We start from the raw sequence: 18,462 nt of genomic DNA, 5'->3' as shown, positions 1-18,462 counted from the left end.
GATAGCGAGGTGAGACCGGGCGCTTTTCATCCACCCCAGGACGCAACGATGGATGGGTGACGCGTCATCTGCCCTACGGCGTGTCGACCTCGGTGGCTTGCCAGAACGCGGGGAGGAAGACCTCGGCCACCAGCACGCCCAAAGCACCACGGCTAAAACACGAACGCCGCGCCCACAGGCGCTCGCTGTAGGCTTCCGCTGGCAGCCACTGCGCCGGGTAGCGGCACACCTGCAGTTCGCCACGGTCAAAGGCGCGGTCGCTGAACAGCAACTCACCCAGTGAACGGCTGCCGAGTTGGTCCAGCGCCAGGCCGGAACCTTCCAGTGCGCTACGGGCTGCCACGCTACGGGCAAAGACCCAGGGCTGGTCGTGGCCGCGCAGGTACACTTCGCGCACCCAGCCCTGGCTACCGTTGACTACGCCCAGTGCGCTGCACTCATCGTTGCGCAGGCGCTGCCAGCCTTCGTGCAGCGGGGTGACGCTGAAGCCATTGGCGGAAAGAGCGGTCAGTCGCCGCGTCAGCGAGTCCTCATTGAACAGCCAGTCGCGCACCGCAGCAGTGGGCGCAGGGTGCAGTTGGCTGGCAGTCAGCCAGCGCGGCGGATGAGCGAGAGCGGTGTGGGGCACGGGCAGGTTTCACCGTAGGCAGGGGCGCGCGAGTCTAACATGACCCCTCTGCCCGGAGAGATGGTGCAAGGCGCGGCGCTTGGCCGCCATGCAGTGCACAACCCGACTTTGGTTGGCCTCGATGGCGCGCTATTCATCGCCCGCCGGCTTGGCGCACCTGCGCATATACGGTAGTTTCCCCGGCGCAATAGCCGTGTGATCCGCCTGAGGTAGTTATGAAGAAGTGGCAATGTGTGGTCTGTGGACTGATTTACGACGAGAGCCAAGGCTGGCCTGATGAAGGCATCGCCGCCGGTACACTCTGGCAAGATGTCCCGGAAGACTGGCTGTGCCCTGACTGTGGCGTGGGCAAGCTGGATTTTGAAATGATCGAAATCGGCTAAGAACCGTCTCCGATCTGCTGCGCGTCGGCGCTGCTGCGTTAAAAACAGGCCGGGACGCGGCGTCTCGAAATGCTCATTTACAGCCGTAAACTTCGCTTTCTCGCCTGTTTTTGCCTTGCATCGCTCTAGCTCGCGAGATCTGAAACAGGTTCTAAGTAGATACTGCTCTAGGCGGCGACCCAAGGGTCGCCGTTTTGTTTGGCGAGTGCCCATACTGAATACCCCAACGAGCTGAATAAGCGACGAGGTGGTTATGCGTAAGTGGCAGTGTGTGGTGTGCGGTTTTATCTATGACGAAGCCCTCGGCCTGCCCGAGGAAGGCATCGCCCCTGGTACGGCCTGGGAAGACATTCCCGCCGATTGGCTGTGCCCTGATTGTGGCGTCGGCAAGCTGGATTTCGAGATGATCGAAATCGCCTGAGCCGCGTCAGCCCCAAAATCTATTACGGCCGCTGCAGTGCGCGGCCTGTGTGAGGAATGCAGTATGAGTGCACCTGTCGTCATCGTCGGCACCGGCCTGGCCGGCTACAACCTGGCCCGTGAGTTCCGCAAGCTGGACAGCGAGACTCCGCTGCTGCTGATCACCGCTGACGACGGTCGCTCGTATTCCAAACCCATGCTGTCCACCGGCTTTGCCAAAAACAAGGATGCCGATGGCCTGAGCATGGCCGAACCGGGCGCCATGGCCGATCAGCTCAACGCGGAAATTCGCACCCATACCCGCATCAGCGGCATCGATGCGGGCCACAAGCAGCTGTGGATCGGCGAAGAGGCTGTGCCTTATCGCGACCTGATCCTGGCCTGGGGCGCCGAGGTGATTCGTGTGCCGGTCGAAGGTGATGCCGATGATGCGATTTTCTCGATCAATGATCTGGAGGATTACGCGCGTTTTCGTAGCGCCGCTGCAGGCAAGCAGCGCGTTCTGCTATTGGGCGCCGGGCTGATCGGTTGTGAGTTTGCCAATGACCTGAGCCTGGGCGGCTATCAGGTCGAGCTGGTGGCACCCTGCGAGCAGGTAATGCCCGGCCTGCTGCATCCGGCTGCCGCCGCCGCGGTTCAAGCCGGTCTGGAAGGGTTGGGCGCGCGTTTCCACCTCGGGCCGGTGTTGGCCAGCCTGAATCACAAAGGTGATGCGTTGGAAGCGCATCTGTCCGACGGCACGCTGATTGAGTGCGACCTGGTGCTGTCAGCTGTAGGCCTACGTCCGCGTATTGAGCTGGCCGCTGCCGCCGGGCTGGCGGTCAATCGCGGGGTGGTGGTCGACCGCCAGCTGCGTACCTCCCACGCCAATATCTATGCCATGGGCGATTGCGCTGAGGTTGATGGGATCAACCTGCTCTATGTCATGCCGCTGATGACCAGCGCCCGTGCCCTGGCGCAAACCCTGGCTGGTACGCCGACGGCGGTAAGCTACGGGCCGATGCCGGTCACGGTAAAAACCCCGGTCTGTCCGCTGGTGGTATCGCCGCCACCGCGCGGCCTGCAAGGCGAGTGGAGCGTTGAAGGCAGCGGCGCCGATATAAAGGCGCTGTGCCATGACAGCAGTGGCGCGCTACTCGGCTACGCGCTCACCGGTACGGCCGTGCAGGATAAATTGGCCCTGAATAAGCTATTGCCTGCGCTTTTGGCCTGAATGGCGGTCGTTCTGTCGGATATGCCACAAAATTGCCTGGTTTAACTGTCGGACAAGACTGGCGCAGGGCCCAATGGCATGCCATCCTCCCTCAGTCTGCCGCAGCCTAGAGCTGTTGCGGCGCCTTGGTATCTGCTCGCGCAGAGCAGCCCGGACACAACAACAAAAAACCGTAAAGAGGCATTTATGCGTAAACCGGAACTCGCCGCCGCCATCGCCGATAAGGCGGATCTGACTAAAGATCAGGCAAACCGTGTACTTAACGCGGTACTCGAAGAAATCACCAACGCACTGAACCGCAAGGACAGCGTCACCCTGGTGGGCTTCGGTACTTTCGTGCAACGCCACCGCGGTGCTCGCACCGGTAAAAATCCGCAAACCGGCGAGCCGGTAAAGATCAAGGCCAGCAACACCGTCGCCTTCAAACCGGGCAAGTCCCTGAAAGACGCGGTCAACTGAGTCCTCAGGCCCGGGGCCTTTGGCCTCGGGCTGCACCATCCCGGCCAGCGTGTTCACGCCCTTCTTTCAGCCGGATGTAGTACCTGCCGCAAGCCGCTACAATGCGCCGCCTTTTCCCTACCCTTTGCGAGGCCTCGCGCATGAAATTCCGTTTTCTTCTGTGGATGCTGGGCCGTCTGATGGCCAAGGCCAGCCGTGAAAACCCGGCATTCCAACAGCAACTGGCTGACCGCAATATGGTCTTTCAGCTGCACACTCTGGACGGTAAAGTCGCCCGTCACTTCATCGTCAAAGACCAGCGCATCACCAGCAAGCGCGGCCCGGCTATTGAGCCTGCCTTCGCCCTTGGCTTCAAAGATGCCGCCTACGGCTTCGCCACCATGAACGCGAAAAACAAGCAGTTGGCGTTTATGCAGGGCATCCAGAACAAGGATATCCAGATTCAAGGCAACCCGGCGTTGGTGATCTGGTTCCAGGGTCTGACCAAATACCTGATGCCGAAAAAGAAAGACGCTGCCAAAAAAGCTGCCTGATTCGCAGCAGTGCGCGCCAGGGCTGGCCTGCGCGCACTGCATTCGCTAGGCTGGGCATAGCCCTAGTGAGAGTTTGCCCATGCGTCTGCTGCTGAGTGCCCTGCTGTTTTCCACCTCCCTTGCCCATGCCGCGCCTCCCAAAGCCGAAGCCTTTGCGCCGTTATTCGAGCTGGCCGGTATTCGTTTGCTTTGCGAGCAGAGCGCCCCGCTGGTGCAGCGTGGTCTGAGCGATAAACAGCAAGCGCAGTTGGCTAAGGTGTTTGCCGCCGATGCGCTGTGTCTGGACTTGGCCAAGAAACTGACCGGCAAGCTCGACCAAACCCAGCTGGAACAGGCCAAGAGTCTGCTGGAAAGCCCGCTGGCGCAGGGATTTACCGCCGCCGAGCGTGCTGTGGGCGAGGGCGGTGCAGACGGTCTGGCGGCCTATCGCAAACAACTGGGCGAGCGCCCGCCGCGTGAGGAGCGCATGGCTCTGGTGCGGCGTCTGGATGCCGCCGCACACACCACCACCCTGGCCACCCTGTTGCGCTATGAAGTCGGCAAGACCCAAGCGTTTCTGGCCTTGCAGGGCCGTGGTGAAAGCATCGATGAGAAGGCCCTGAGCGCTCAGACCAAGGCGCAGGAAGATGCGCTGCGAGCCTCCAGCGCCGAGGCGGTGGAGTCTTTTATGCTCTATGCCTACCGGCAGATGCCCAGCGAAAAACTGGCCGACTATGCTGCCCTGTATGAGCAGCCAGCCGTGGCGCAGTTGCTCGACGGTAGCGTGCAGGTGCTGCCGGAACTGTTCGCCGCACGACGTGCACAGCTAAAGAAGTAATCATTCGACTGAAACGACAAAGGGGCCCGCAGGCCCCTTTGTGTTTTCTGCAGCTTTAGTGGGCTGGATGGAATTGCGCGGCCAGTTCGCGCAGCGCGACTTCGGCGGCCAGCACCTTGCTTACGGCTTCTTCGGCTTTCTCGCGGCTGATGCCGAGGTTGTCGAACAGGCTTTGCGGAATCTCGCTCTGCGGGCCGGCACCGATGCCGCGATTGCGCAGCAGGCTGACCGACAGGCACACCAGGTTCGGGTAGGTGGCATGTGCGCCGCTGTACTCAGGGTCGTGCTGGAAGCGCAGGGCGCTGGCCAGCTCTTCCGGCATATCCCAGTAACGCATCAGCCAGGCGCCGATCTGTTCGCGGCTGATGCCGAGTAGATGCTGCTCGATATAGCTGTGCGACAGGTGCGGGTTGACCTCCAGATGGCGACAGATCAGCGAGAAATGCGGCGGAAACACATGCGCCAGCACCAGATAACCGAAGTTGTGCAGTAAGCCGGCCAGGTAGGTCAGGCCTGCTTCCGGACGCTGCGCGCGCGGGATGGCGCGGGTCAGTCCCTCAATCACCGCAGCGCTGTAGATCGCCTGCTGCCAATAGGGGGTGGCCTGTTGTGGATGATCCTTGGGCAGGCTCAAAGTCTTGCCCAGGGCCAGGCCGAGAGCCAGGTTGATTACCAGATCAAAGCCCAACACGCGAACGATGGCATCTTCCACCGAACGGATCTTGCCCGGCGCGGCGTAGTAGGGCGAGGCCGCCCAGCTGACCACCTGGGCGGCCAGCGCCGGGTCGGTTTCGACTACGCCGGTGATGTCATCCACGGTGGCGTCCGGGTCGACACGTAGCTTGATGATTTTCTGCGCGGTTTCCGGCAGCGGCGGAATTTCGATGGTTTCTTCCAGGCGTTGCTGGATGCGTCGTGCGGTAAAGGCCTGCACCGCCTGGGTGATCTCGGCGCGGTCGTCGTCCGGGCGATCGAGGTTCAGGCGGATATTGCTCAGCGGCTCGCCGAAACGTGCGGCACTGGCCTTGCTTAGCAGGCTCTTGAAAGCCTCGGTATTCAACTCCAGCAATACACCAGGCTGGCCGGATTCGATATACAGGCTGGGCACCTGCAGCAGGCGTTCGTCATACAGGCAGGGCGAGCTGGTTAGCGGTGGCAGGCCAGGCAACACCTTCAGGCTGTGTTTGCCTAGCATGCGCTCCAGACGCTCTGGCTTGACTGCGGTCAGTTGGCGGCCGGTCAGTTCGGTCAGGCGATTGAGGTCGAGTAGCTGGCTCTGCGGATAAAGCACCAGTAGTGCGCCCACCGCGTCATCCAGCAATACCGCTTGCAGGCGTTGAGCGACTGGCAGGCCGGGCAGGTCGCGACAGATTTGGTAGGGCAGGCCGAGCTTCTCCAGCAACTGCAGAATCACCGCTGGCGGGCGCGGAGCGGTGTCGGGAGCAAGGGCAAGTTCGGTCATGACGGTATCCAGCAGAAGTAGCAGTACCCCGAGTATAAACAGCGGGATGAGTAAAATGCGGCGCAGGCGACGGTTGTCCTGTGCGTCGGTTCACACTTGTCCGTATTGTTGGCCATGTCGTAGCCAGCGTTCAAGTAAGGGGCTGACATGCTGCGGCCAGTGTTCCAGCAGCGCTTGCGCGGCATCGCGCACTGATGGAAGTAGGTCTGCATCACGCATCAGGTCGGCGACTTTGAACTGCAGCAAGCCGGTCTGGCGGGTGCCGAGCATCTCGCCGGGGCCGCGTAGCTCCAGGTCTTTTTCGGCGATAACAAAGCCATCGCAGGTCTCGCGCATGATTGCCAGACGTTCACGGCCCAGCTGCGATAACGGCGGGTGATAGAGCAGCAGACAATGGCTGGCGGCACTGCCGCGCCCGACCCGGCCGCGCAGCTGATGCAGCTGGGCCAGACCCAGGCGTTCCGGATTCTCGATGATCATCAGGCTGGCATTGGGCACGTCGACGCCGACTTCGATCACCGTGGTGGCCACCAGCAGCTGCAGTTGACCCTGCTTGAACTGATCCATCACTGCGGCTTTTTCCGCAGGCTTCATGCGTCCGTGAATCAGTCCGACATTCAGCCCGCCGAGCGCCGCCGATAAATCCTCGAAAGTGGTTTCCGCGGCCTGGCAGGTCAGCTCTTCGGATTCCTCGATCAGCGTGCACACCCAATAAGCCTGACGCCCTTCATTGCAGGCCAGGCGCACGCGCTCGACTACTTCCAGGCGGCGACTGTCGGCGATCACCAAGGTGTTCACCGGCGTACGGCCGGGCGGCAGCTCGTCGAGGATCGAGGTGTCGAGGTCGGCGTAGGCGCTCATCGCCAGGGTTCGCGGGATTGGTGTGGCGGTCATGATCAATTGGTGCGGGCACATACGTCCGCCGATGCCTTTCTGCCGCAGGGCCAGGCGCTGCTGCACGCCGAAGCGGTGCTGTTCATCAATGATCACCAGGGCGAGCTTGGCAAAGCGCACTTCATCCTGAAACAGTGCGTGGGTGCCAACTACCATGGGCGCGCCGGCGGCGATTTGCTCCAAAGCGCTGGCGCGGGCCTTGCCCTTGAGTTTGCCGGCCAGCCAGGCGACTTCGATGCCCAGCGGCGCCAGCCATTTGCTGAAGTTGATGAAATGCTGCTCGGCAAGAATCTCGGTCGGCGCCATCAGCGCGACCTGATAACCGGCTTCTAGCGCCTGCAGTGCGGCAAAGGCAGCGACCACGGTCTTGCCGGCGCCTACATCGCCTTGCACCAGGCGCAGCATCGGCTCGTTCTGGCTGAGGTCATAGGCGATTTCCGCGCCGACGCGCTGCTGTGCACCGGTCGGGGTAAAGCCCAGGTTGGCCAGGTATTGCTGCGGCAGGCGTTTCGCCAGGGGCAGCGCTGGAGCCTGCTGCGCGCGCACGCTTTCGCGCAGGCGTTGCAGCGACAGTTGGTGGGTCAGCAACTCTTCGAACGCCAGGCGGTGCTGGGCCCAGTGGCGGCCTTCGGCGAGTTCTTCCAGGTCGGCATCCGGCGGCGGTCGATGCAGGTAACGGATGGCTTGGTCGAGCGGGCTGAGCTGGTAATCGTCAGCTAGTTCGCGCGGCAGCCAATCCGGCAGGCTGTGCGGGCCGAGGCGTGCCAGGGCTTGTTCACTGAGCTGGCGCAGGCGCTGCTGGGTCAGGCCTTCGGTGGTCGGGTAGATCGGCGTCAGGGTCTGTTCCACGGCAATCGGTTCGCTGCCGGACAGCGCGCGGTATTCCGGGTGATAGATTTCCAGGCCCGAGGAGCCGGGGCGTACTTCACCGTAGCAGCGGACCTGGGTGCCGCGCTTGAGGCCTTCCTTCTGTGCCTGGCTGAAATGGTAGAAGCGCAAGGAGAGGGTGCCGCTGCCGTCCTGCAGGCGTACCAGCAGGCTACGGCGGCGCCCCATCACCACATCGGCGCCGGCGACAATCCCTTCCACCACGGCATCCTGACCAGGGCGCAGCGCGCCAATCGGCACGATGCGGGTGCGGTCCTGATAACGCAGCGGCAGGTGAAACAGCACGTCCTGCAGGGTTTCCAGGCCAACCTTGGCGAGCTTTTCGGCCAGGGCCGCCCCCACGCCTTTCAGCGCGGTGACAGAAACCGCGGCCAGTTCGGTCATGGCCTGTTTTAGCTGCTCTTGGGCAGTGGTTTGGCCACCGAGCATAGGCGAATCGAGTCGGTCAGCACTTCGATGGCATTCGGCCGCGGGAAGCTGGCACGCCAGGCGATGGCCACGGTGCGGAATGGCGCGGGCGCGCTAAGCGGACGCACTTCAATCACGCCGGGAGCGTAGTGGTGGCTGTCGACCGCAGAGAACGGCAGGATCGATACGCCGAGGCCCGAGGCGACCATATGGCGGATGGTTTCCAGCGAGCTGGATTCCACCGTGGTGTGCTTGACGCTGTCTTCGCCGCCCTTGCGCAGGGTCGGGCAGGCTTCCAGCACCTGATCGCGGAAGCAGTGACCTTCGCCGAGCAGCAGCAGGCTCTTGTCATTCAACAGCTTGCTGTCGATAGTCTTCATTGCGGCCCAGGGGTGGCCGGCTGGCAGCAGGGCGTAGAACGGCTCGTCGTACAGCGGCTTGGTCAGCACATCGGCTTCGTGGAAGGGCAGGGCGATGATGATCGCATCCAGCTCGCCGTTGCGCAGTTTGTCGCGCAGTACGTGGGTGAAGTTCTCTTCGATATATAGCGGCATCTGCGGGGCGACGCGATGCAGTTGCGGAATCAGATGCGGGAACAGATAAGGGCCGACGGTGTAGATTGCGCCGATTTTCAGCGGCGCAGCCATCTGGTTCTTGCCGGCCTGGGCCAGCTCGCGAATGCCCTGGGCCTGCTCCAGCACCTTCTGCGCCTGGGTGACGATGCCCTCACCGACCGGAGTCAGGCGCACTGCGCTCTTGCTGCGTTCGAAGATCAGCACGCCCAGCTCATCTTCGAGCTTCTTCACCCCCACCGACAGCGTCGGCTGGCTGACATGGCAACGCTCGGCGGCGCGGCCGAAGTGCTGTTCCTGAGCGAGGGTGACTATGTAGCGCAGTTCGGTGAGGGTCATAGTCTTTATCCATTGAGATGCAGCCAAGCATAGCGGCTGTATTCAATGGAACCAACTGTTGATGCGCTTCAGCCCCCGTGGTTGAAGAGGCGAAGCAGTTTTGGCGATTGGCTACGCTTTAATGTCGCTTTGTGAACAGAAAATAATTAGTTACTAAAGCGTTGTGCGCATAGAATTGCGACCATACTTTGCGAGCGACCCAGGCCGGGTTTTGCGTTCGCCACAATAAAATTATACAAGCCGTTCCTTTCACCCAAGGAGTACCGGCATGCCTGATGCGGTAACGACCATGTCCCATAACTGGGCTTTTGCTGTGTTCCTGCTGGGAGTCTTCGGGCTCATTGCGTTCATGCTTGGGCTGTCCAGCCTGCTGGGTAGCAAAGCCTGGGGTCGCAGCAAGAATGAGCCCTTTGAGTCCGGCATGTTGCCCGTCGGCAGCGCGCGTCTGCGCTTGTCAGCCAAATTCTATCTGGTCGCGATGCTCTTCGTGATCTTCGACGTTGAAGCCCTCTTTCTCTTCGCTTGGGCAGTTTCGGTGCGCGAAAGCGGCTGGGCTGGGCTGATCGAAGCTACAGTCTTTATAGCAATTCTGTTGGCAGGTCTTGTCTACCTTTGGCGGATCGGGGCGCTCGATTGGGCACCTCAGGGCCGTCGCGAGCGGCAGGCGAAGCTAAAACAATGAGGCTTTGGCGATGCACTACAAACTTACTCGGATCGATCCGGATGCGCCCAATGAGCGCTATCCGGTCGGCGAGCGGGAGACTGTTTCCGACCCGCTGTTAGACGATCAAGTCCACAAGAACATCTACATGGGCAAACTTGCCGATGTTCTCAATGGCGCAGTGAACTGGGGGCGCAAGAACTCCCTGTGGCCGTATAACTTCGGTTTGTCCTGCTGCTATGTGGAAATGACCACCGCCTTTACTGCGCCGCATGACGTGGCGCGGTTTGGTGCGGAAGTGATTCGAGCCTCCCCACGCCAGGCGGACTTCATGGTCATCGCCGGCACCTGCTTCATCAAGATGGCTCCGGTCATCCAGCGCCTGTACGAGCAGATGCTAGAACCCAAGTGGGTGATCTCGATGGGCTCCTGCGCCAATTCTGGCGGCATGTACGACATCTACTCCGTGGTCCAGGGAGTCGACAAGTTCCTGCCGGTCGACGTCTATATTCCCGGTTGCCCGCCGCGTCCGGAGGCATTTCTGCAGGGCTTGATGCTGCTGCAGGAATCCATTGGTCAGGAGCGCCGGCCGATGTCCTGGGTGGTCGGTGATCAGGGTGTTTACCGTGCCGACATGCCTTCGCAGAAAGAACAGCGCCGCGCCGAGCGCATCGCCGTGACCAATCTGCGCAGCCCCGACGAAGTGTGAGCCTGGGCTCGACTGAGCCCGCCTACTGACGCCGTTGACCGATAGCGACCGAGACCATGACTGCAGACAGCATTCTGTCCATACCGCCGTACAAGGCTGACGACCAAGATGTGGTCGTCGAACTGAATTCCCGTTTTGGCGCCGAGGCCTTTACCGCACAGAGCACCCGTACCGGCATGCCGGTGCTGTGGGTGGTCCGCGAGCGCCTGGTCGAGATACTGACCTTTCTGCGCAACCTGCCGCGTCCCTACGTCATGCTGTATGACCTGCATGGCGTCGACGAGCGTCTGCGCACCCAGCGTCGCGGTCTGCCGGATGCGGATTTCACCGTGTTCTATCACCTGATGTCGCTGGAGCGGAACAGCGACGTGATGATCAAGGTCGCTCTGTCCGAGCGTGACCTCAATCTACCCAGCGTCACCAGCATCTGGCCCAACGCCAACTGGTATGAGCGCGAAGTCTGGGACCTCTACGGCATCCACTTCAGCGGCCACCCGCACCTGACGCGGATCATGATGCCGCCGACCTGGGAAGGTCACCCGCTGCGCAAGGACTACCCGGCGCGCGCCACCGAGTTCGATCCGTTCAGCCTGACCCTGGCCAAGCAGCAGCTGGAAGAAGAAGCCGCGCGCTTCAAGCCGGAAGACTGGGGCATGAAGCGCGGCAGCGAGCATGAGGACTATATGTTCCTCAACCTCGGCCCCAACCACCCGTCGGCCCATGGTGCCTTCCGCATCATTCTGCAGCTCGACGGTGAAGAGATCGTCGATTGCGTACCGGAAATCGGTTACCACCACCGTGGTGCCGAGAAAATGGCCGAGCGCCAGTCTTGGCACAGCTTTATTCCCTACACCGACCGCATCGACTACCTCGGCGGGGTGATGAACAACCTGCCGTATGTGTTGGCGGTGGAAAAGCTCGCGGGCATCACCGTGCCGCAGCGGGTCGACGTGATTCGTATCATGCTGGCCGAGTTCTTCCGCATCACCAGTCACCTGCTGTTCCTCGGTACCTATATCCAGGACGTCGGCGCGATGACTCCGGTGTTCTTCACCTTCACCGACCGCCAGCGCGCCTACAAGGTGATCGAAGCCATCACTGGTTTCCGCCTGCACCCGGCCTGGTACCGCATTGGCGGTGTCGCCCATGACCTGCCGCGCGGCTGGGACAAACTGGTCAAGGAGTTCGTCGACTGGCTGCCCAAGCGCCTCGACGAATATGAGAAAGCTGCGCTGAAGAACAGCATTCTCAAGGCGCGGACCATCGGTGTGGCGCAGTACAACACCAAGGAAGCGCTGGAGTGGGGCACCACTGGCGCCGGTCTGCGCGCCACTGGCTGCGACTTCGACCTGCGCAAGGCGCGGCCGTATTCCGGCTACGAGAACTTCGAGTTCGAAGTGCCGCTGGCCGCCAATGGCGATGCCTACGACCGCTGCATGGTGCGCGTGGAAGAGATGCGCCAGAGCATCAAAATCATCGACCAGTGCCTGCGCAATATGCCGGAAGGCCCGTACAAGGCGGATCACCCGCTGACCACGCCGCCGCCTAAAGAGCGCACGCTGCAGCATATCGAAACCCTGATCACCCACTTCCTGCAGGTTTCCTGGGGCCCGGTCATGCCGGCCAACGAGAGCTTGCAGATGATCGAGGCGACCAAGGGCATCAACAGCTACTACCTGACCAGCGACGGCAGCACCATGAGTTACCGCACGCGCATTCGTACGCCGAGCTTCCCGCACCTGCAGCAGATCCCTTCGGTGATTCGCGGCAGCATGGTCGCCGACCTGATCGCGTACCTGGGCAGTATCGACTTCGTTATGGCTGACGTGGACCGCTGATATGAGCCAGACAACCCTGATTCAAACCGACCGTTTTGCTCTGAGCGAAACCGAGCGTGCGGCCATCGAACACGAAATGCACCATTACGAAGACCCGCGCGCGGCGTCCATCGAAGCCTTGAAAATCGTGCAGAAAGAGCGCGGCTGGGTGCCGGATGGTGCCGCCGATGCGATTGGCGAAATCCTCGGTATTCCCGCCAGCGATGTCGAAGGCGTAGCCACCTTCTATAGTCAGATTTTCCGTCAGCCGGTGGGCCGCCACATCATCCGTGTATGCGACAGCATGACCTGCTATGTCGGTGGCCATGAGTCGGTCGTCGCTGAGATGCAGAAACAGCTCGGTATCGGCCTCGGTCAGACCACCACCGACAACCGCTTTACCCTGCTGCCGGTGTGCTGCCTGGGCAACTGCGACAAGGCCCCGGCGCTGATGATCGATGACGACACCTTTGGCGACGTGCAACCAAGTGGCGTGGCTCAACTGCTGGAGGTCTACCAATGAATGGTATGAAAACGCTGACCTCCATCGGCCCGGCCAACCGCATCACCCGCAGTGAAGAGACTCATCCGCTGACCTGGCGCCTGCGTGACGACGCCCAGCCCGTATGGCTGGAGGAATACCAAGCGAAGAACGGCTACGCCGCCGCACGCAAAGCGCTGAGCGAAATGGCCCAGGCCGACATCGTGCAGACGGTGAAAGATTCCGGCCTCAAGGGCCGTGGCGGTGCCGGCTTCCCCACCGGGGTGAAGTGGGGCCTGATGCCGGCCGACGAATCCATGAACATCCGCTACCTGCTGTGCAACGCGGACGAGATGGAACCGAATACCTGGAAGGACCGCATGCTGATGGAGCAGCTGCCGCACTTGTTGGTGGAGGGCATGCTGATCAGTGCGCGTGCGCTGAAAGCCTATCGCGGCTACATCTTTCTGCGCGGCGAGTACGTCGATGCGGCGGCGAATCTGAATCGCGCCATCGAGGAAGCCAAGGCCGCCGGCCTGCTGGGCAAGAACATCCTCGGCAGCGGTTTCGATTTCGAACTGTTCGTGCACACCGGTGCCGGGCGCTATATCTGCGGTGAAGAAACCGCACTGATCAACTCCCTCGAAGGCCGCCGCGCCAACCCGCGTGCCAAGCCACCGTTCCCGGCAGCCGTCGGCGTGTGGGGCAAGCCGACCTGTGTAAACAACGTCGAAACCCTGTGCAACGTGCCGGCCATCGTCGGTAATGGCGTGGACTGGTACAAGAGCCTGGCCCGCCCCGAGAGTGAAGACCACGGCACCAAGCTGATGGGCTTCTCCGGCAAGGTTAAAAACCCCGGCCTGTGGGAACTGCCCTTCGGCATCAGCGCCCGCGAGCTGTTCGAGGACTACGCCGGCGGCATGCGCGATGGCTACACCCTCAAGTGCTGGCAACCCGGCGGTGCCGGTACCGGCTTTCTGCTGCCCGAGCACCTGGATGCGCTGATGTATGCCGGCGGAATCGGCAAGGTCGGTACGCGCATGGGCACTGGCCTGGCGCTGGCGGTGGACGACAGCATCAGCATGGTTTCGCTGTTGCGCAATATGGAAGAGTTCTTCGCTCGCGAATCCTGCGGCTGGTGTACGCCATGCCGCGATGGCCTGCCGTGGAGCGTGAAGATCCTCCGCGCCCTGGAGCGCAAGCAAGGCACGCAGCAGGACATCGACACGCTGCTCGGCCTGGTCAATTTCCTTGGCCCCGGCAAAACCTTCTGCGCTCACGCACCAGGTGCGGTTGAGCCGTTGGGCAGTGCGATCAAGTATTTCCGTTCGGAGTTCGAGGCTGGCGTGGCCAGCTCGGCGGCTCCGGCAACGACGGGGCAGTTCGTTCCCGCGTAAAAAATGGCGCTCTGGCGGCCACTGACCTGGCCCCGCAGCACAACGTGATTCCATTAGCCAAGCCCGCTTCGGTGGGCAAAGAAGAAACCTGAACCATGGCCACTATCCACGTAGACGGCAAAGATTTCGAAGTCGATGGGGCGGACAACCTGCTGCAGGCCTGTCTGTCCCTCGGTCTCGATATCCCTTACTTCTGCTGGCACCCGGCGCTCGGTAGCGTCGGCGCCTGCCGCCAGTGCGCGGTCAAGCAGTACACCGATGAAAACGATACGCGCGGTCGCATCGTCATGTCGTGCATGACGCCGGCCACCGACAACACCTGGATCAGCATCGACGATGAAGAATCCAAGGCGTTTCGCGCCAGCGTCGTCGAGTGGCTGATGACCAACCACCCGCACGACTGCCCGGTGTGCGAGGAGGGTGGCCATTGCCACCTGCAAGACATGACGGTGATGACCGGCCACAACCAGCGCCGTTATCGCTTTACCAAACGCACCCACCAGAACCAGCAGCTCGGCCCGTTTATCTCTCATGAGATGAACCGCTGCATCGCCTGCTACCGCTGCGTGCGTTACTACAAGGATTACGCCGGCGGTACTGACCTCGGTGTGTATGGCGCGCACGACAACGTGTACTTCGGCCGCGTCGAAGACGGCGTGCTGGAAAGCGAGTTCTCCGGCAACCTGGTCGAGGTTTGCCCGACCGGTGTGTTTACCGACAAGACCCACTCCGAGCGCTACAACCGCAAGTGGGACATGCAGTTCGCCCCGAGCATCTGCCACGGCTGCGCCAGCGGCTGCAACACCAGTCCCGGCGAGCGTTATGGCGAACTGCGGCGCATCGAAAACCGCTTCAACGGTGATGTGAACCAGTATTTCCTCTGCGACCGTGGCCGTTTCGGTTACGGCTACGTCAACCGCACTGATCGCCCGCGTCAGCCGCTGCTGGTGAATAAAGACGGTGGCGAAAAGCTCGGCATCGATGCAGCGCTGGACAAGGCTGCCGAGCTGCTCAAGGGCAAACGCGTCATCGGCATTGGCTCGCCGCGCGCCAGCCTGGAAAGCAATTTTGCCCTGCGTGAGCTGGTCGGCGAGGCCAACTACTACTCCGGTATCGCTGCAGGCGAGCTGGAAAATATCCGCCTGATCCGCGACATCCTGCAGAGCGGCCCGCTGCCGGTGCCGACCCTGCGTGAAGTCGAGCTGCACGATGCGGTGTTTATCCTCGGTGAGGACCTGACCCAGACCGCTGCACGCATGGCCCTGGCCCTGCGTCAGGCGGTCAAAGGCAAGGCCACTGAAATCGCTGCGTCGATGAAGATTCAGGATTGGCACATGGCTGCCGTGCAGAACGTTGCACAGGACGCGCTGAACCCGCTGTTTATCGCCAGCGTCACCGCGACCCGCCTGGATGATGTGGCTGAAGCCTGCGTGCATGCGGCCCCGGCGGACCTGGCGCGTATCGGTTTTGCCGTGGCCCATGCCATCGACCCGAGTGCCCCGGCAGTAAGCGGTTTGGATGCCGATGCCGCTGAGCTGGTGCAATTGATTGCCGAAGCGCTGCTTGAAGCCAAGCGTCCGCTGATCGTCTCCGGCGCCTCGCTGGGCGAGAAGAGCCTGATCGAGGCCGCAGCGAATATTGCCAGCGCGCTGAAGAATCGCGAAAAGAACGCCTCCATCAGCCTGGTAGTACCGGAAGCCAACAGCATGGGCCTGGCCCTGCTGGGCGGCGAGTCTGTCGATGCTGCGCTGCAAGCGCTGACGACTGGCCAGGCCGATGCTGTGATCGTGCTGGAGAACGACCTGTACCGAAGAGCCGCTGCAGCTCAGGTTGATGCCGCATTGGCAGCGGCCAAGTTGGTGATCGTCGCTGACCATCAGCACACCGCCACCAGCGAAAAAGCCCACCTGCTGCTGCCAGTGGCCAGCTTCGCCGAAGGCGATGGCACCCTGGTCAGTTTTGAAGGCCGCGCCCAGCGCTTCTTCCAGGTGTTCGAACCGAGCTACTACGACGCCAACATCCTGATTCGTGAAGGCTGGCGCTGGCTGCATGCGCTGCACAGCACCCTGCAGGGCAAGCCGCTCGACTGGACCCAGCTGGATGCAGTGACCACGGCTGTTGCTGCGAGCAACCGTGAGTTGGCACGCATCGTCGACGCGGCCCCTAAGGCCTCGTTCCGTATCAAGGGTCTCAAGCTGGCCCGTGAACCGCACCGTTACAGCGGTCGCACCGCCATGCGCGCCAATATCAGCGTGCACGAGCCGCGTCAGCCGCAGGACCAGGACTCGGCCTTTGCCTTCTCCATGGAAGGCTATGCCGGCAGCAAGGAAGATCGTCAGCAGATTCCATTCGCCTGGTCGCCAGGTTGGAACTCGCCGCAAGCCTGGAACAAGTTTCAGGACGAAGTCGGCGGCCATTTGCGCGCTGGTGACCCCGGTGTGCGTCTGCTGGAAGCCAAAGGCGTGGCATTGCCCTGGTTCAGCGTACCGGCGGCTTTCAACCCGGCGTCGGGCACCTTGCAGGCCGTGGCCTTGCATCACCTGTTCGGCAGCGAGGAAACCTCGGCCGGCGCCGCGCCGCTGCAAGAGCGCATTCCCGCGCCTTATGCGCTGCTGGCCAAGGCCGAAGCGGATCGTCTGGGGGTAAGTGACGGCGCGCTGCTCAGCCTGGCCGTCGCTGGGCAGACCCTGCGCCTGCCATTGCAGATCACCGAAGAGCTGGCCATCGGTGTCGTTGGCTTGCCGGTGGGCCTGGCAGGTATCCCGGCGCAAATCGCCGGTGCCGTGGTCACCCGCGTTGAGGAGGCCGCGCAATGAGCTGGCTGACGCCTGATGTGCTGGATGTGCTGATCGCCGTACTCAAGGCCATCGTGATTCTGCTGGTGGTGGTGATCTGCGGCGCGCTGCTGAGTTTTGTCGAGCGCCGTCTGCTGGGCTGGTGGCAGGACCGTTACGGCCCCAACCGGGTCGGGCCGTTCGGCATGTTTCAGATCGCCGCCGACATGATCAAGATGTTCTTCAAGGAGGACTGGACGCCGCCGTTCGCCGACAAGTTCATCTTTATCCTGGCGCCGATGATTGCGTTCTCGGCCATGCTGATCGCTTTTGCAATCATCCCGATCACCCCGACCTGGGGCGTGGCGGACCTGAACATCGGCATTCTGTTCTTCTTCGCCATGGCCGGTTTGTCGGTGTATGCGGTGCTGTTTGCCGGCTGGGCCAGTAACAACAAGTTCGCCCTGCTCGGTGCGCTGCGTGCTTCGGCGCAGACGGTGTCCTACGAGGTGTTTCTGGCGTTGGCGCTGATGGGCGTGGTGGCGCAGGTTGGCTCGTTCAACATGCGCGATATCGTCGATTACCAGGCCGAGAACCTGTGGTTCATCATCCCGCAGTTCTTCGGCTTCTGTACCTTCTTTATCGCTGCCGTCGCCGTGACCCACCGTCACCCGTTCGACCAGCCGGAAGCGGAGCAGGAGCTGGCTGACGGTTACCACATCGAATATGCCGGGATGAAATGGGGCATGTTCTTCGTCGGCGAATACGTGGCCATCGTCACGGTGTCGGCGTTACTGGTGACGCTGTTCTTCGGTGGCTGGCACGGCCCGTTCGGCCTCCTGCCGCAGATCCCGTTCTTCTGGTTCGCCCTGAAAACCTGCTTCTTCATCATGATCTTCATCCTGTTGCGCGCTTCGATTCCGCGCCCTCGGTATGACCAGGTCATGGCCTTCAGCTGGAAGTTCTGCCTGCCGCTGACCCTGATCAACCTGCTGGTGACCGGCGCATTCGTGCTGGCCGCGGCCCAGTAAGGAGAACCACAGAATGTTCAAATACATACGGGATGTGGTGCACGGCACCTACACCCAACTGCGCAGCATGGTCATGGTCTTCAGCCATGGCTTTCGCAAGCGCGATACCCTGCAATACCCGGAAGAAGCCGTGTACCTGCCGCCGCGCTACCGTGGCCGCATCGTCCTGACTCGCGACCCCGACGGCGAAGAGCGCTGCGTGGCCTGCAACCTCTGTGCAGTAGCCTGCCCGGTGGGCTGCATCTCGCTGCAGAAGGCGGAAACTCCGGATGGCCGCTGGTATCCGGATTTTTTCCGCATCAACTTCTCGCGCTGCATCTTCTGCGGTCTGTGCGAAGAAGCCTGCCCGACCACGGCGATCCAGCTCACCCCGGATTTCGAGATGGGCGAGTTCAAGCGCCAGGACCTGGTGTACGAGAAGGAAGACCTGCTGATCAGCGGCCCGGGCAAGAACCCGGACTACAACTTCTACCGCGTCGCCGGTATGGCCATTGCCGGCAAGCCGAAAGGCGCCGCACAAAACGAAGCCGAGCCCATCAACGTCAAAGGCCTGCTGCCCTAAGGAGTCCGTTTAAT

The 18,462-nt window shown here is 61.9% G+C and carries 19 protein-coding genes; 15 read left to right on the top strand and 4 right to left on the bottom strand.

What is annotated here, in order from left to right:
- Positions 1–73: 73 nt before the first annotated feature.
- A complete protein-coding gene (locus RHP75_RS20275) occupies positions 74–628 on the bottom strand; it encodes a chorismate lyase (RefSeq protein WP_311089768.1) in 555 nt (184 codons plus the stop codon).
- A gap of 39 nt (positions 629–667) precedes the next feature.
- Between RHP75_RS20275 and RHP75_RS20270 the strand changes: the two genes are divergently transcribed.
- The 7 genes from RHP75_RS20270 to RHP75_RS20240 all read left to right on the top strand — a co-directional run bounded on the left by RHP75_RS20270 (position 668) and on the right by RHP75_RS20240 (position 4,453).
- The gene (locus tag RHP75_RS20270) at positions 668–802 is read left to right on the top strand and encodes a hypothetical protein (protein WP_311089767.1); all 135 of its coding nucleotides are present in this window, start codon (positions 668–670) and stop codon (positions 800–802) included.
- 41 nt (positions 803–843) lie between these two features.
- Positions 844–1,011: a rubredoxin gene (locus RHP75_RS20265; RefSeq protein ID WP_090240746.1), complete on the top strand. Its 168-nt coding sequence runs from the start codon at positions 844–846 to the stop codon at positions 1,009–1,011.
- Between the two features lie 253 nt (positions 1,012–1,264).
- Positions 1,265–1,432: a rubredoxin gene (locus RHP75_RS20260; protein ID WP_090379673.1), complete on the top strand. Its 168-nt coding sequence runs from the start codon at positions 1,265–1,267 to the stop codon at positions 1,430–1,432.
- Positions 1,433–1,495: 63 nt separating this feature from the next.
- Positions 1,496–2,644: an FAD-dependent oxidoreductase gene (locus RHP75_RS20255; RefSeq protein WP_311089766.1), complete on the top strand. Its 1,149-nt coding sequence runs from the start codon at positions 1,496–1,498 to the stop codon at positions 2,642–2,644.
- Positions 2,645–2,830: 186 nt separating this feature from the next.
- Positions 2,831–3,103 (top strand): HU family DNA-binding protein, encoded by a 273-nt coding sequence (locus RHP75_RS20250; protein ID WP_090250753.1) that lies wholly within the window; start codon positions 2,831–2,833, stop codon positions 3,101–3,103.
- 140 nt (positions 3,104–3,243) lie between these two features.
- Positions 3,244–3,636: a helicase gene (locus RHP75_RS20245; RefSeq protein ID WP_311089765.1), complete on the top strand. Its 393-nt coding sequence runs from the start codon at positions 3,244–3,246 to the stop codon at positions 3,634–3,636.
- A 79-nt stretch (positions 3,637–3,715) separates the two neighbouring features.
- The gene (locus tag RHP75_RS20240; protein WP_311089764.1) at positions 3,716–4,453 is read left to right on the top strand and encodes a hypothetical protein; all 738 of its coding nucleotides are present in this window, start codon (positions 3,716–3,718) and stop codon (positions 4,451–4,453) included.
- Between the two features lie 55 nt (positions 4,454–4,508).
- On the opposite strand, the gene RHP75_RS20235 is transcribed toward RHP75_RS20240, so the two are convergent.
- The 3 genes from RHP75_RS20235 to RHP75_RS20225 form a co-directional block, all read right to left on the bottom strand.
- Complete coding sequence (locus tag RHP75_RS20235) at positions 4,509–5,915, bottom strand: HDOD domain-containing protein (RefSeq protein ID WP_311089763.1); 1,407 nt, start codon at positions 5,913–5,915, stop codon at positions 4,509–4,511.
- 90 nt (positions 5,916–6,005) lie between these two features.
- The gene (recG, locus tag RHP75_RS20230; protein ID WP_311089762.1) at positions 6,006–8,081 is read right to left on the bottom strand and encodes an ATP-dependent DNA helicase RecG; all 2,076 of its coding nucleotides are present in this window, start codon (positions 8,079–8,081) and stop codon (positions 6,006–6,008) included.
- 8 nt (positions 8,082–8,089) lie between these two features.
- Entirely contained in the window at positions 8,090–9,016 is a 927-nt protein-coding gene (locus tag RHP75_RS20225) for a hydrogen peroxide-inducible genes activator (RefSeq protein ID WP_311089761.1), read from the bottom strand.
- A gap of 268 nt (positions 9,017–9,284) precedes the next feature.
- On the opposite strand from RHP75_RS20225, the gene RHP75_RS20220 reads away from it, so the two are divergent.
- The 8 genes from RHP75_RS20220 (at position 9,285) to nuoI (ending at position 18,448) form a co-directional block, all read left to right on the top strand.
- Positions 9,285–9,698: an NADH-quinone oxidoreductase subunit A gene (locus tag RHP75_RS20220; RefSeq protein ID WP_090379694.1), complete on the top strand. Its 414-nt coding sequence runs from the start codon at positions 9,285–9,287 to the stop codon at positions 9,696–9,698.
- A 10-nt stretch (positions 9,699–9,708) separates the two neighbouring features.
- Positions 9,709–10,386, top strand: a complete 678-nt coding sequence (locus tag RHP75_RS20215) for an NADH-quinone oxidoreductase subunit B (protein ID WP_311089760.1) — start codon at positions 9,709–9,711, stop codon at positions 10,384–10,386.
- Between the two features lie 56 nt (positions 10,387–10,442).
- The gene (gene nuoC, locus RHP75_RS20210; RefSeq protein ID WP_311089759.1) at positions 10,443–12,224 is read left to right on the top strand and encodes an NADH-quinone oxidoreductase subunit C/D; all 1,782 of its coding nucleotides are present in this window, start codon (positions 10,443–10,445) and stop codon (positions 12,222–12,224) included.
- Between the two features lies 1 nt (position 12,225).
- A complete protein-coding gene (nuoE, locus tag RHP75_RS20205) occupies positions 12,226–12,726 on the top strand; it encodes an NADH-quinone oxidoreductase subunit NuoE (protein WP_257776595.1) in 501 nt (166 codons plus the stop codon).
- 5 nt (positions 12,727–12,731) lie between these two features.
- Complete coding sequence (gene nuoF / locus RHP75_RS20200) at positions 12,732–14,081, top strand: NADH-quinone oxidoreductase subunit NuoF (RefSeq protein ID WP_311092004.1); 1,350 nt, start codon at positions 12,732–12,734, stop codon at positions 14,079–14,081.
- A 95-nt stretch (positions 14,082–14,176) separates the two neighbouring features.
- Positions 14,177–16,897 (top strand): NADH-quinone oxidoreductase subunit NuoG, encoded by a 2,721-nt coding sequence (gene nuoG, locus RHP75_RS20195; RefSeq protein WP_311089758.1) that lies wholly within the window; start codon positions 14,177–14,179, stop codon positions 16,895–16,897.
- A complete protein-coding gene (gene nuoH, locus RHP75_RS20190; protein ID WP_233683219.1) occupies positions 16,894–17,886 on the top strand; it encodes an NADH-quinone oxidoreductase subunit NuoH in 993 nt (330 codons plus the stop codon). Before nuoG ends, nuoH begins: the two co-directional genes overlap by 4 nt.
- 13 nt (positions 17,887–17,899) lie before the next feature.
- Positions 17,900–18,448 (top strand): NADH-quinone oxidoreductase subunit NuoI, encoded by a 549-nt coding sequence (nuoI, locus tag RHP75_RS20185; RefSeq protein ID WP_160086025.1) that lies wholly within the window; start codon positions 17,900–17,902, stop codon positions 18,446–18,448.
- Positions 18,449–18,462 lie beyond the last annotated feature (14 nt).

Source organism: Pseudomonas sp. SG20056, assembly GCF_031764535.1.
In the GTDB taxonomy this organism is placed as follows: domain Bacteria; phylum Pseudomonadota; class Gammaproteobacteria; order Pseudomonadales; family Pseudomonadaceae; genus Aquipseudomonas.
This window is presented reverse-complemented; position numbering and strand designations above follow the sequence as displayed.

What these genes read in the sequence shown, in the direction of transcription:
- RHP75_RS20270 (WP_311089767.1), top strand. Translation starts at nt 668, where the DNA reads ATGACCCCTCTGCCCGGAGAGATGGTGCAAGGCGCGGCGCTTGGCCGC.
- RHP75_RS20265 (WP_090240746.1), top strand. Translation starts at nt 844, where the DNA reads ATGAAGAAGTGGCAATGTGTGGTCTGTGGACTGATTTACGACGAGAGC.
- RHP75_RS20260 (WP_090379673.1), top strand. Translation starts at nt 1,265, where the DNA reads ATGCGTAAGTGGCAGTGTGTGGTGTGCGGTTTTATCTATGACGAAGCC.
- RHP75_RS20255 (WP_311089766.1), top strand. Translation starts at nt 1,496, where the DNA reads ATGAGTGCACCTGTCGTCATCGTCGGCACCGGCCTGGCCGGCTACAAC.
- RHP75_RS20250 (WP_090250753.1), top strand. Translation starts at nt 2,831, where the DNA reads ATGCGTAAACCGGAACTCGCCGCCGCCATCGCCGATAAGGCGGATCTG.
- RHP75_RS20245 (WP_311089765.1), top strand. Translation starts at nt 3,244, where the DNA reads ATGAAATTCCGTTTTCTTCTGTGGATGCTGGGCCGTCTGATGGCCAAG.
- RHP75_RS20240 (WP_311089764.1), top strand. Translation starts at nt 3,716, where the DNA reads ATGCGTCTGCTGCTGAGTGCCCTGCTGTTTTCCACCTCCCTTGCCCAT.
- RHP75_RS20235 (WP_311089763.1), bottom strand. Translation starts at nt 5,915, where the DNA reads ATGACCGAACTTGCCCTTGCTCCCGACACCGCTCCGCGCCCGCCAGCG.
- recG (WP_311089762.1), bottom strand. Translation starts at nt 8,081, where the DNA reads ATGACCGAACTGGCCGCGGTTTCTGTCACCGCGCTGAAAGGCGTGGGG.
- RHP75_RS20225 (WP_311089761.1), bottom strand. Translation starts at nt 9,016, where the DNA reads ATGACCCTCACCGAACTGCGCTACATAGTCACCCTCGCTCAGGAACAG.
- RHP75_RS20220 (WP_090379694.1), top strand. Translation starts at nt 9,285, where the DNA reads ATGCCTGATGCGGTAACGACCATGTCCCATAACTGGGCTTTTGCTGTG.
- RHP75_RS20215 (WP_311089760.1), top strand. Translation starts at nt 9,709, where the DNA reads ATGCACTACAAACTTACTCGGATCGATCCGGATGCGCCCAATGAGCGC.
- nuoC (WP_311089759.1), top strand. Translation starts at nt 10,443, where the DNA reads ATGACTGCAGACAGCATTCTGTCCATACCGCCGTACAAGGCTGACGAC.
- nuoE (WP_257776595.1), top strand. Translation starts at nt 12,226, where the DNA reads ATGAGCCAGACAACCCTGATTCAAACCGACCGTTTTGCTCTGAGCGAA.
- nuoF (WP_311092004.1), top strand. Translation starts at nt 12,732, where the DNA reads ATGAAAACGCTGACCTCCATCGGCCCGGCCAACCGCATCACCCGCAGT.
- nuoG (WP_311089758.1), top strand. Translation starts at nt 14,177, where the DNA reads ATGGCCACTATCCACGTAGACGGCAAAGATTTCGAAGTCGATGGGGCG.
- nuoH (WP_233683219.1), top strand. Translation starts at nt 16,894, where the DNA reads ATGAGCTGGCTGACGCCTGATGTGCTGGATGTGCTGATCGCCGTACTC.
- nuoI (WP_160086025.1), top strand. Translation starts at nt 17,900, where the DNA reads ATGTTCAAATACATACGGGATGTGGTGCACGGCACCTACACCCAACTG.